Raw genomic sequence first — 12,429 nt, 5'->3', positions numbered from 1 at the left:
TTCGCCCGTTCCAAGGGCGTTTTGCCAGAAACAAGGCCAAAACAGAGACCCGAGGTTACTGCCCAGTAATGGCAGCGAAAGCCGCTTTCCTGAGCAGAAATCTCTGGTGGTTTCCGGTTTATCGGGTTACTCGGCGTCTGCGTGGAGCACCAGCAAGGGGAGCTTGGTCTGGTAGGTCATTTTCTCGGCCAGGCTCATCCCGAACAGGTCTTTGAAGAAGCTGCGCCGTTTCTTCAGGATGGCCAGCATGTTGCTGTGGGTGCGGCCGAGGTACTCCTTGAGGCCGGTCTCCTCCTCTTCGTGCACCACTTCCTGGAAACGCACCGGAAACCCGTTCAGCTCCGCCTGCAGCCTTTCTATGAACTCGGTAGCCCGGCGCGCCTCCCCGGAACCTGCTTTCCTGGTGACGTGCACCACCTCCACCTCGGCCTGGAACACCGCCGCCAGCCCAATCACCTGGCCCAGGGCTTTGGAGTCCTCGGGTTGGTAGTCTGAGGCGTACACAATGCGGTGAATGTCTGGAAAGCTGGCCTTGGCCGGAATGGCCAGCACCGGGCACTTCACCCTTGAGATCACGCTCTCGGTGTTGCTGCCAATCATGATCTCCTCCAGGGTATTGCCGCCGCCGGTGGTGCCCAGCACCACAAAGTCAAAGCCCTCCTCGCGCACCAGGCGCTCCACGGCATCGGCCAGGAAAGCTTCCTGCACCTTGGAGTCGGTGACGAAGGTGGCCCCGCCCACCTCGCCAAACAGGTTGCTCAGGTGCAGGGTCAGGGAATGCAGCTTGTCGGCGGCCCGCTGGCGCTGTTCATCCAGCACCTGGCTGGCCATCAGCGCCGATTCTGAGGTGTCCATGAGGGGCAGGTGCAGCACGTGCAGGAGCGTGAGCGAGGCATTGGTGCGCTGCGCGATGTGGGCCGCGTACTCGGCGGCCTTATTAGAGGTTTTGGAGAAGTCTACGGGGCAAAGAATCTTTTTCATAGTCGCGGTTTAGAGTGGAAATGAGTTCAGGCGCAAGCATCTGCCTGGGCCAGCGCAGAAAACCCTCTGGTACCGTTTTCGGCCGGTTTTCGCCAAAACACCCCAAAATTGGGGCATTGGCCAAGCCAGATACCGGGCAAGTTCAACCTGCTCTGGTGCCGCCCGGACAAGGACGGGAAGGCTTCCTGCCTTCTCAAAAACGGGAAATATAGCATTTTGGTTATACTCCAGGCCCGCTCCCTAGAGAAAGGTCCGGTGACTTCCCATGGCCCGCACTTCCGTGGAGCCCCAAAGGTCCCGCCTGCCCCCGTTTCTGAGGCTGGCTCAGGTTTACACCGTTCATTTGTTGAAACTCTTTACCTCGGCCCAGGTCCACCGCTTTTTGGGCGCTACTCCGGCAAACGCCTGCTCCAGGTAGGCAACCACGGTCTGCACCAAAACATCGGGCGGAAGGGACGAAGCCGGGATGGCCCGCTCCGTGGGGTGGCCGTACCGCTGGGCCTTGCTCAGCGGCTTTTCCTCCAGGCGCAGCAGCGGGCCGGTGTCGGTGACCCCATCGGCCGTCCAGGCCAAGCCCGATTGCTCCAGGGCATTGAGCGCCTGAGCCAGGGGGCGCAAGTCGGGCCGGGGCAGCGTGGGGCGGCTTTCCAGGTCTACCCAGGTAGTGTACTTGCATTCCAGTTCATACCGCTGGTGCGCGTAACTGGAGAGCACCAGGTCATACCCGGCGGAGGGGCTGAACAGGGCGTAGTAGTGCACCGGCTCGGGAGTTTCCACCACCAGAAGCCCCAGCGCCGGATAGCGGCTAAGGCGGGTCTGGGCGCCGTGGATTTGCTGGTATCCTTGCTTCACCGCCTCCACCTCAGGGGCCCACACTGCCTTGCCTTTCTCAGGGTTGAGGAGTACCTCAGTGAACGCCTCCAGAAAATAGCGGAACTTGGGGATAGAGGCGATGACTTCACTCTCCTCCAGGTCCTCGGCCCCGAAGGGCGGGTAAAAGCGGGCTTTCTCTTCCTGGTTGATCCAGCAAACCAGGGGCAGCGCTTCTTCCGCGCCGGGCGCCGCCAGGTCCAGCTCCCGGAAATCACCAATGAGGGCCATCTGGCGGAGGGTTGCTTCGTGCTCCAGGGCCAGGGCGGGGTTTTGCAGAGCCCAAACGCCCACCAGCGCGTCAATGTCAAAGTGGTTGGCGGTCACGTAGGCGTAGTCCTGCAGCTGGGGCCAGTTTTGCCTGAGGGCCTGCAGCACCATGCCGGCACTGGTGTCTTCCCGCAGGGGGACCGGGGTGGGTGCCTCGCGCCAGTGCGAGAGCACCAGCCCGTTGGGGTGAAAGCTGTCTACCACCACCGCGGGGGTTTGTTTTACTTCTGGGAAAGGCAGGTACTTGAACGGTTTCATACAAGGGGGACTAGCGTGTGAAAGGAGGCGCAGCTTGCGCAAACAGATGCGGCCGGGCCTCCCTGTTTCGGGGCAGTTTTGGGGAAAACAGCCCCGAAAGCACAAACCTAGAATTTATTTCCGTTTTCCGCGCCGGTTGGTGATTTTATCCAGCCGCTTGTTCTTCACCCAATGCAGGTATTTCTGCAGGCCCTCTGCCTGGCGCAGGGCAGGAATGGAGTTGTAGAGGACCGCCAGCTCCCGGTTAGAGTAGGTAAGGTGCACGGTGCTGTGGCAGGGCTGGCACAGGGGCGCGGTGGGCCCGTGGCGGCCTCCCTCCTCGCGCGGCACCAGGTGGTGCAGCGTGGTAAAGCCCACCTCCCGCTCGCACAGGGCGCACACGGGGTCGGCGCTTTCTTCTTTCTTTTTCCCTTTTTTGGCCATCTTTACACGCTTTGCTGCAAGCCCACCTGGCAAGCCCCGGCAAGCATTTGCGCCGGTGCCCCAACTTGCCGGGTTTACGGCCGTAAAGCTTTTTCTTTAGGACTTTTGTACCGCCAACCCTATGGATTCTTCTTCTTCAATGGCCCACCAGACCTCGGCCCCCGCGTTACGCGAAAGCTGGTTGCTGTTTATCCTGGCGGCCATCCAGTTTACGCACATCATGGACTTTGTGATCATGATGCCGCTGGGGCCCCAGCTGATGCGGGTGTTCCAGATCAGTCCCCGGGAATTTGGGTTCCTGGTGTCGGCCTACACGTTCAGTGCCGCCGTTTCCGGGGTTCTGAGCGCCTTCTTCATTGACCGGTTTGACCGCAAAAGCGCCTTGCTAGGCCTGTACCTGGGCTTTACCCTGGGCACCTTCGCCTGCGCCCTGGCCCCTACTTTCAGTTTCCTGCTCATTGCCCGCGTGCTGGCGGGTGCGTTTGGGGGCGTGCTGGGGGCGTTGGTGCTGGCCATCATTGGCGATTCCATTCCTGAGGAAAGGCGCGGCGCGGCCACCGGCAAGGTGATGGCGGCGTTCTCCATTGCCTCCATTGGCGGCATTCCCGTGGGCTTGTACCTGGCCAGCCACGCCAGCTGGCACGCGCCTTTTTACCTGCTCACGGCCCTGAGCGTGCTGGTCTTGCTGCTTGCCTGGCGCATGCTGCCTCCCATGCGGCAACACCTGCTGCACCATGTGCCACAACACCCGGCCCAGGTTCTGGGCACCATCTTCAGCCGCGTGAACTGCCTGTGGGCGTTTACCCTGATGGTGACGCTCTCGCTGGCCGGTTTTACCGTGGTGCCGTTCCTTAGCCCCTACATGGTGGCCAACGTGGGCTTCGCCGAGGCCGAGCTGAGCTACATTTACCTGTTTGGGGGCTTGGCCACGGTGGTGACCTCGCAGCTGGCCGGCCGCCTGTCTGACCGCTACGGCAAACGGAAGGTGTTCATGTGGGCGGCGCTGTTGTCTATCCTGCCCATTCTGGCGGTGACGCACCTGCCGCGGGTGCCGCACTGGCAGGCCTTTGTGGTGACCACCTTCTTCTTTATCTTCTTCGGGGCCAGGTTTGTGCCGGCCATGTCTTTGATCACCTCCAGCGTGGAGCCGCGCCTGCGGGGGTCGTTCATGAGCGTGAACTCTTCGGTGCAGCAGTTGGCCTCGGGGTTGGCGGCCTTCCTGTCGGGGTTGATCATCACCAACGTTCCCGGCTCGGCTGAACTCCGGCATTTTGGTACCGTGGGGCTCATCGCCACGGTGTTCACGCTGGTGTCTATGTGGGTGGTTACCCGCCTGAAACAGGTGAGTTAGCGGGCGCTGCGCGAATATGTCGTCCAACTAACCTTCGCCTGCCTCGCTAATATTTTATAAAACAGAAAAGCCGCTGCAACCTGGGTTACAGCGGCTTTTCTGTGTCTGGCCGGCTGGCGCGGGGCCTTTCCTGGCCAGAAATCTGGGCCTGGTTATTTAATCCAGGTGCGGCGGCTTTCAAAGTGGTTGCAGCCGAACTGGGCCCCGGTCACCATCTCAAACGGTTTGGGCTGGCTGGCGGGCATCCCGGGCTCATGCACCACCGGCAGCACGTACTCGGGGTTCATGGCGGGCTTGCCAGAAAGTTCATCGCACACCCCAAAATCGTTGCTTTGTACTTCTACAACTTTCTGGTCCTGGATCCAGTGGTTACAGTGATTGCAAGTAGCTTCCATATCTTTATCGGTTTAAATTCAACAAAAGGTGTAGACTAGATTATACCTACCCTGGCCTGCCTTATGTTTCATGGAAACCACTCTTTTAGATAATTTAGAATATGACTAAATAAAGACCACTTATCCTGCTTCCGGAGCCCTTTTGCTGCTTTCGGGTTGGTAAGCGGGTACCCTTTGCCGTCCTATTTCACAGCCTCTTCCCCCACCAGAAAACATTACAAAACCGTAACCCTGGGGTTACCTCCAGGTCATCTGGGATGGGCATATTTACGGCATGCAACACCTGCTCCTTTTTTACCTGGTTTTACTTCTGCTGCTGGTGGGGGCCACGCTGGTCCTGCTGCTCTGGCAGGAAGAGCCCTCCGCCGAGAACCACCTCTCTGCCAAAGACAAACTCCTGCTGGCCAGCGCCACCGGCATTGGCGGCGTAATCTTAGGGTTGATCTGGCTCCTGGTGCCCTGGGGCGCGCCCCCGCAGAACCAGTTTGGTTTTTACCTGCAGTTGGGGGTGATTGTGGTGGCCTGTTTGGTACCGGCCTGGCTCCTGTTTCAGGTACTGCGGCCCGCCCGCAAAAAACTCAGGTGGAAGGTGTACGTGAACGGCCATCTGGTGACCCGGTACCAGCCCAACTAGGACCCATGTGATCATTATTGAGCCGGTCGGTTTAGGGGCTGTTTCGGCGAAATTGGGGCTAAACAAAACCAGCCACCCAGAATGCCGTAGGTAGACTGTCATTAAACCTAAAACTATGGACTCAAACGAAACCACCCAAAGGCTCTCTAACCTGTTGAAAGACCCGTCGCAGATTATGGCGCTTATCTCTAATCCGGGCAAGACGGGCATGGACCTGTACCGTTCGCTTTCCAACAAAGACAAGCAATATGTGGCTTATGCCGCCGGCGTAGGGCTCCTGATCTACGGCTATATCCTGAGCAGACAAAACAAAGCCGCCTAAACCGGCCCCGACCCAAGCAGCCGTTTTAAGCCTGTATTTCTGAAATCGGGCTTAAAACGGCTTTCTCTTTTTCCTAAAGCCCCGGTAGGTCCGCCGGGCTGGCGCGGTCAACATCCCCGGGACTGGGCACGTACCTATCCTAAAAAGAGCAGCACACCATGGTAGAGATCCTGAACACCCAGAAACCAGATTTATTTGCCGCCCGCCTGAGCGGGAAAGTGGGCAAAGAGGAATATGACCTGATTGTGCCCGCCCTGGAGGCCCAGATTGCCCAGCAAGGCAAGATTGACCTCTACTGGGAAATGACCGATTTTGAAGGCTGGTCGGCCGGGGCCATGTGGGAAGACATCAAGTTTGATGTAAAGCACGTGAACAGTTTCAGGAAAGTGGCTATTGTGGGCGATGAAACCTGGGAGAACACAATCACCAAATTGATTAAACCGTTCACCACCGCTGAGGTACAGTTCTTTCCTGCCACCCAACGGGCAGAGGCCATGGCGTGGGTAAACCTGCCTTAAACCAGTTTCTTCAGCAATCCCGGGCGTTGCTTTCCAGATGTAAGCAGAAAAGCGTTCCTTTACCGCGGCGCCCACCAGGCAATTCCGTTCCAGGATCCGCGTTTTCTGTTTAGCGGCTACTTTAAGAAAACGGGCCTGAAACTATTCATCAGACGAGAGACAAGTCATGCAATTCTTTGTTGAGAAGGACTCAGTGGTACGGGAAATCTGGGGTAAAGGCGATACCATCCTCTTTATCTTCGCAGGCTCGGCAGCCGAGTTCGCCTTGAACAAAGCGGTGGATTGGCTTTACTTCACCGGCCGGTTGCCCGCCGATCCCCTGGGCCGACTTTTCTCCACGGTGGCCTACGCCCGCCAGATTGTGTTCTCCCCCTTGGAGGCGGCCAATAAAACCATTGACAAGATGGCCCACATTCATGCCGGGGTAGAAGCCAAAAGAGGCGCCAAAATCCCCGACTGGGCCTACCGCGACGTCCTGTTCATGCTCATTGATTATTCCATCCGGTCTTACGAGGTGTTGGAGCGCGAACTTACCCTTTCTGAGAAGGCCGAAGTCTTTGATGTGTTTTACCGGGTGGGCTACCGCATGGGCTTGCAGGGGCTGCCGCAAACCTATGAGCAATGGCTGATTTCCCGCGAGGAGCACCTGCAGCAGGATCTGGCCTCAAGCCATTACACCCAGGATCTGTTCAAGCAGTACCAGAAGCATTTGGGTAACATCAGGTACCGGCTGCTGTTGGAGGCTCAGATCATGGTAGTGCCAGACCGCGTGAAACAATTGCTGGGCTTCCGGAAAATCTCCCTGATTTCGCCGCTTCTGCAGAGCTACAAAGTGTCGCGCTACCTTAAACTGGATTGGTTCCTGAAATCGGTGATTCTGCCCGATGCCTACAAAAAGCAGATCAAAGACCTGGACCAGGCGCCCGCCTGATGCATTCTAGTTGCCCAATACATCCTGTTAGTGCGTAAGTAGCTGTTTTCACCCGGTTTTGCTGAAAACAGATTAAAATCGGCTTGCCGGAAAGGTTGGTTTCTATAACTCCAACCGGTACTCCCCGTACACCTTCTGAACAAACAGAGCAGTGGCTTTTCCTGACAGAGCAAGCTGATCCTGATCTGTTTACCTATTCAAGATTTCACCTGTAAAACGCAACGGAAACAAGAAAGGAAACCCCACGGGTCTTCCCGAAACAAGCTATATCCTATGGACAACAAGAACATCACCATTGGCTACCACAACTCCCATGAGCAGTTTAAACCGAGCCACCTGTTAGCGCTGGTGCAGAAAGCCGAGCTGGCCGGTTTTACCAACGCCCTCTCCTCAGACCATTTCTACCCCTGGAGCGAAAACCAGGGCGAAAGCGGGTACGCGTGGAGCTGGCTGGGCGCAGCCATGCAGGCCACGTCGCTGCCGTTTGGCGTGGTGTCAGCGCCGGGGCAGCGGTACCATCCGGCCATTGCGGCACAGAAAGTAGCCACGCTGTGCGAGATGTTTCCGCACCGGTTTTTCCTCTGCGCCGGCAGCGGGCAGTTCCTGAACGAGCGCATCACGGGGCAGAAATGGCCCAACAAACAGGAGCGCAATGAACGCCTGAAACTCTGCGTAGACATCATGCGGGCGCTCTGGCGCGGCGAAACGGTGTCACATAAAGGCCTGGTGGAAGTGGAGAACGCCAAACTCTACACCCGCCCCGACTACATGCCGCCGGTCATAGGTGCCGCCATTACCCCGGAAACCGCCGAGTGGGTGGGCAGCTGGGCCGATGGGATGATCACTATCTCTAAACCCGCCGATGAACTGCAGAAGATGGTGGAGGCTTTTCACCGGGGCGGCGGCGAGGGCAAGCCCATGCATCTGAAAGTGCAGCTTTCTTACCATACCACCAAGGAGAAGGCTCGCCAGACGGCCCACGAGCAATGGAAAAACAACGTGTTCCCCTCGGCCCTGCTCTCAGACATCCCCACGGTGAAAGGCTTTGATGCTGCCGGCACCATGGTGAAACCCGATGAACTAGAGCCGCACGTGCGCATCTCAGACAGTGCCCAGGAACACATTGACCTGCTGGCCAAAGACCTGGAACTGGGATTCACGCACCTGCACCTGCACAACGTGAACCTGGAGCAGGAACAATACATTGAGTTCTTCGGGGAGCGGGTGCTGCCAGATCTGAAGAAGATAGCGGCACAGCTCTGAGGGAGCATATTGTATTTCACTACCGGCGTGTGTTTATCCCTGACTAGGAGAAGCACACGCTTTTCTTTTGCCCAATTCTCCCTTTCAGGATTTCCTGTTTCAGGGCTGATTTCCCCAAAATGGCCCTAAAATCCTACGTCTTTCACCAGCGGCAGGAACAAATTTCCCTCCTGGTAAAGGCAACCCATTCACTATCTTACGGACTGTGTTACCTTTGCCACTGGCATAACGTGACGTGCCCTAGTTCAACGAAACCAATACCAACCCATCAGCAGACAATCATTTTTCTACATGCGATTTAACAGATCCCTTTCGTTCCTCTTCCTCTTTTTCCTGGCCCTGTTCTCGTGCCAGCGGCAGAGCAAATCTAAAACCGAGAAACAGGCTTTTCAGGTAGATTTTGAGAAGTTCACCCTGGACAACGGGCTTACCGTGGTTTTCCACGTGGACAAATCTGACCCGGTAGTAGCCGTGGCCCTCACCAGCCACGTGGGATCGGCCCGTGAGAAGGAAGGCCGTACCGGGTTCGCCCACTTGTTTGAGCACCTTTTGTTCCTGGAGTCTGAGAACCTGGGCAAAGGCGGACTGGACAAAATGAGCGCCCGCATTGGGGGCTCCGGGGCCAACGGTTCCACTTCCCGCGACCGCACCAACTATTACCAGACCGTGCCCAACGATGCCTTGGAGAAAATGATCTGGGCCGAGGCCGACAAACTGGGCTTCTTCATCAACACCGTGACCGAGCAGGTGTTGTCCAAAGAAAAGCAGGTGGTGAAAAACGAGAAACGCCAGAGCTATGACAACGCCCCGTACGGCCACACTTCCTACGTGATTGACCAGAACCTGTACCCCAAAGGCCACCCGTATAACTGGCAGGTGATTGGTTCTCTGGAAGATTTGCAGAACGCCACCCTGGAAGACGTGAAGGAGTTCTACCGCCGGTGGTACGTGCCCAACAACGTGATTCTGACCATCTCCGGCGACTTTGATCCGGCCCAGGCCAAAGCGTGGGTGGAGAAGTACTTTGGCGAGATCAAGAAAGGCGAGAAAATCCCGGCCTTGGAGAAGAAGCCTGTGACGCTTGCCCAAACCAAGAAACTGTACCACGAAGACAACTTCGCCCGCTTGCCTGAGCTGACCATGACCTGGCCGAGCGTGTACATGTACCACCCAGATTCTTACGCGCTGCGCACGCTGGCCACCTTGCTGAGCGACGGCAAAAAGGCTCCGTTCAATAAAGTGATTGTAGACGAGAAACAACTGGCGGGCCGCGTGAACATGTCACAGTACGGTTCTGAGTTGGCGGGTCAGTTTACCATGAGCATCCGGGGCTACGAGAAAGTGGACCTGAACAACCTGCACGCCGCCGTGGAAGAAGCGTTCCAGCGCTTTGAAAAAGAAGGCTTCTCTGATGCCGACCTGAACCGCATCAAAACCGCGCAGGAAGTAAGTTTCTATAACGGGTTGTCCAGCGCGCAGGGCAAAGGTTTCCAGTTGGCGCAGTACGCCATTTTTGCCGGAGACCCTGGCTTCATCAGCAAAGACATTCAGAACATGCTGGCCGTGACTCGCGAGGATGTGATGCGTGTGTACCAAAAATATATTAAAGGCAAAAACTACGTAGCCACCAGCTTTGTCCCTAAAGGGCAGACCAACCTGATTCTGGCCGGATCGCAGAAGGCCAGCGTGGTGGAAGAGAAAATTGTGGAAGGTGCCGAGGAGAAATTCGATGCTTCTACCCAGGCTTCTTACACCCGTACCCCTTCCAGCTTTGACCGCACCAAAGAGCCGCCGTACGGCAAAACCCCTGAGACCCGCGTACCCAACGTGTGGGAAAGCAAACTGGGCAACAACCTGAAACTGGTAGGCATCACCGACCGGGAAGTGCCGCTGGTGCAATTTAACCTGCGCATTGCCGGGGGCTTGCTGCTGGAAGACACAGCCAAAGTGGGCGTTTCTAACCTTTTGTCTGAGTTATTGCTAAAAGGCACCAAAAACAAAACCACCGAGGAACTGGAGGAAGCCATAGAAGCCTTGGGCGCTTCCATCAGCATCAACGCCAGTGAAGAGAGCTTTACCATCAGCGGCCGCACGCTGGCCAGAAACTACCAGCCTACCATGGCGCTGGTGCAGGAGATTCTGTTGGAGCCCCGTTGGGACGCAAAGGAATTCAGCCTGATCAAACAACAGGTGGAAAGCCAGATCAAGCAGCAGAAAGCCAACCCTAACTCCATCGCCGATAACAACTTCAGGAAACTGCTGTACGGCAAAAACCACATTCTGTCCCGCAACATCCTGGGCTCAGAGGCCTCGGTGAAAGCGATTACGCTGGAAGACCTGAAGAATTACTACACCGCCAACCTGTCTCCGTCTTTAGCCTCCTTCCAGATTGTGGGTGCCGTAGACCAGCAGGAAGTGATCAACTCCCTGGCCGGCCTGAACCAGAACTGGAAAGCCAAAGAGGTACGCTTGCCACAGTATCCTACCCCTGCCGCCCCCACCAACTCTACCGTGTACTTCTATGATGTGCCGGGCGCCAAGCAGTCGGTGTTGCGGTTTGGGTACCTGGCCTTGCCGGCCACGCACCCAGATTTCTACCCGGCGCAGGTGATGAACTACATTCTGGGCGGCGGCGGTTTCGCGTCGCAGCTCACGCAGCAACTGCGCGAAGGCAAAGGCTATACCTATGGCATTGGCTCTAACTTCTCGGGTTCTGTTCTTCCGGGTCCGTTCGTGATCCAGAGTGGGGTGCGGTCTAACGTGACCTTTGAATCTGCCGATCTCATCAAACAGATTCTGCAGAACTACGGCCCTACCTACTCGGCCCAGGACCTGGAGGTGACCAAAGGCTTCCTGATCAAGAGCAACGCCCGGGCGTTTGAGACCATGGGAGCCAAGCTGGGCATGCTTAACAACATCAGCACCTTTGGCTGGCCGTATGACTACGCCAAGCGCCGCGAAGCCCTGGTACAAGGCATGACCGTAGCCAAGATAAAGGAACTGGCCCAGCAGTACGTGAACCCGAACAAGATGTACTACCTGGTGGTAGGCGATGCCGCCACCCAGCTGAAGAAACTGGAGCAATTAGGCTTCGGAGAACCGGTTATGCTGAACTAGTTTCCTCACCCAAACAGCCCTAAAACAACAAACCCCTCCGGTATCCTCCGGAGGGGTTTGTTGTTTTAGGGCTGTTTGGGGCAAACGGAGGCAAAAACGGGATTTACCCCATGCATCATAAAGCAGAACGGCCCCTGGCGGAGGAGCCTAGGGCCGTTCTGTCAAGGGTCTTTGTCCAGGTAACTGGCAAGAAGCCAGTCCTGGTTAGATGGAGTCGGTTACCACCAGCAGGGCGTAGATGACCCCCGGCAGGAATAACAGCAAGGTGAGCAGCAAGCTGATCCAGAACCTGCTGCCTAAGCCCTCATGCAGGAACACGGCCAAGGGCGGCAGCAAAATGGCCAGGATGACCTTAACCACGGTACCCACTTCATTGGTTTCGCGCAGGACCTTCTTCACCTCTTTCTTGAATTCCTTCTTCTCAGCCTTGCTCATGGCCGACAACCGGGTCTTGGCAGCCTCCAGCACCGTGGACTCATCGGCGCTGAGGGTGGGTTGGGTGGCTACGGGAGCTTTGGCGGGCACTACTTTTTTGGTCTCAAACAAGACCGGCACGGGTGCGGCCGTGCTGGCTTCCAACACGGGCTCAGGTTCGGTTGCCAGGGCTTCGGCCGGGGCTGGGGCTTCCGCTTCGGCCGGGGCGGCGGCTGGGGCCTCCACCGGATCAGCCTTCGCCACGGATTTGTGGTACGTTTCTGGTTTTACTGAGGCAAACCTGTAATATTCTGCCGTGCTACAGGCAAACAGGAACTGGCCCGCTAATACAACAAGTACAAACTGTAGTAAAGACTTAAACTTCATAGTTTTAAAGGTTTATGTGAAAAGAAAGTGATTTACGCATGCGTTTACATCCGCCTACAGCTGTCCTGTCAATTCCCCTCTGGATGGTAGCGCTCGGTTAGCCTACCCCCATTCATACTATGCTTGTCTACATTTTGTTATAAATTTTAGCGCTACTACCGCCTAAGACAGCCTAAAAAGGGCAACTCTAATACGCATCGCTTTGCAGGCCCTGTGCCCCAAACGGTTGGCATGCACCAGGTGGAGTGGCTAACTGAGCAAACAAGTAGTTCCTCTACCTTTAACTTATTAGAAT

General features: G+C 56.7%; 12 protein-coding genes. 7 read left to right on the top strand and 5 right to left on the bottom strand.

From position 1 onward, the window contains the following. Positions 1-126: 126 nt before the first annotated feature. From JT718_RS09645 to JT718_RS09635, 3 genes are all read right to left on the bottom strand, one after another. Positions 127-981 carry a universal stress protein gene (locus tag JT718_RS09645; RefSeq protein ID WP_205502128.1) on the bottom strand — a complete coding sequence of 285 codons (855 nt, stop codon included), beginning with the start codon at positions 979-981 and terminating at the stop codon, positions 127-129. Positions 982-1,320: 339 nt separating this feature from the next. Next, positions 1,321-2,379 (bottom strand): DUF6687 family protein, encoded by a 1,059-nt coding sequence (locus JT718_RS09640; protein ID WP_205502126.1) that lies wholly within the window; start codon positions 2,377-2,379, stop codon positions 1,321-1,323. 114 nt (positions 2,380-2,493) lie between these two features. Beyond that, a complete protein-coding gene (locus tag JT718_RS09635) occupies positions 2,494-2,802 on the bottom strand; it encodes an HNH endonuclease (protein WP_205502125.1) in 309 nt (102 codons plus the stop codon). 121 nt (positions 2,803-2,923) lie between these two features. On the opposite strand from JT718_RS09635, the gene JT718_RS09630 reads away from it, so the two are divergent. After that, positions 2,924-4,153, top strand: a complete 1,230-nt coding sequence (locus JT718_RS09630; protein WP_205502123.1) for an MFS transporter — start codon at positions 2,924-2,926, stop codon at positions 4,151-4,153. A gap of 152 nt (positions 4,154-4,305) precedes the next feature. Here JT718_RS09630 and JT718_RS09625 read toward each other — a convergent pair whose 3' ends face one another. Continuing rightward, a complete protein-coding gene (locus JT718_RS09625; protein WP_205502121.1) occupies positions 4,306-4,548 on the bottom strand; it encodes a hypothetical protein in 243 nt (80 codons plus the stop codon). Positions 4,549-4,822: 274 nt separating this feature from the next. Here JT718_RS09625 and JT718_RS09620 point away from each other — a divergent pair, with 274 nt between their 5' ends. The 6 genes from JT718_RS09620 (at position 4,823) to JT718_RS09595 (ending at position 11,333) form a co-directional block, all read left to right on the top strand. Next, positions 4,823-5,182, top strand: coding sequence for a hypothetical protein (locus JT718_RS09620; RefSeq protein WP_205502119.1), 360 nt, complete (start codon positions 4,823-4,825; stop codon positions 5,180-5,182). Between the two features lie 115 nt (positions 5,183-5,297). Continuing rightward, on the top strand, positions 5,298-5,504 hold the full coding sequence (locus JT718_RS09615) for a hypothetical protein (RefSeq protein WP_205502117.1): 207 nt from the start codon (positions 5,298-5,300) through the stop codon (positions 5,502-5,504). Between the two features lie 158 nt (positions 5,505-5,662). Then, complete coding sequence (locus tag JT718_RS09610; protein ID WP_205502115.1) at positions 5,663-6,022, top strand: SpoIIAA family protein; 360 nt, start codon at positions 5,663-5,665, stop codon at positions 6,020-6,022. A 166-nt stretch (positions 6,023-6,188) separates the two neighbouring features. Then, on the top strand, positions 6,189-6,953 hold the full coding sequence (locus tag JT718_RS09605) for an oxygenase MpaB family protein (RefSeq protein ID WP_205502113.1): 765 nt from the start codon (positions 6,189-6,191) through the stop codon (positions 6,951-6,953). 273 nt (positions 6,954-7,226) lie between these two features. Next, a complete protein-coding gene (locus JT718_RS09600) occupies positions 7,227-8,216 on the top strand; it encodes a TIGR03885 family FMN-dependent LLM class oxidoreductase (RefSeq protein ID WP_205502111.1) in 990 nt (329 codons plus the stop codon). A 291-nt stretch (positions 8,217-8,507) separates the two neighbouring features. After that, positions 8,508-11,333 carry a M16 family metallopeptidase gene (locus JT718_RS09595; RefSeq protein WP_205502109.1) on the top strand — a complete coding sequence of 942 codons (2,826 nt, stop codon included), beginning with the start codon at positions 8,508-8,510 and terminating at the stop codon, positions 11,331-11,333. A 204-nt stretch (positions 11,334-11,537) separates the two neighbouring features. Here the strand turns inward: JT718_RS09595 and JT718_RS20485 are convergent, their stop codons facing one another. Then, the gene (locus JT718_RS20485; RefSeq protein WP_240337016.1) at positions 11,538-12,134 is read right to left on the bottom strand and encodes a YqaE/Pmp3 family membrane protein; all 597 of its coding nucleotides are present in this window, start codon (positions 12,132-12,134) and stop codon (positions 11,538-11,540) included. Positions 12,135-12,429: the final 295 nt, after the last annotated feature.

It is taken from the genome of Rufibacter psychrotolerans, from assembly GCF_016924645.1.
Taxonomy (GTDB): Bacteria; Bacteroidota; Bacteroidia; order Cytophagales; family Hymenobacteraceae; genus Nibribacter; species Nibribacter psychrotolerans.
The sequence above is the reverse complement of the archived record's forward strand: the minus strand, read 5'-3'. Positions and strand labels throughout refer to the sequence as shown.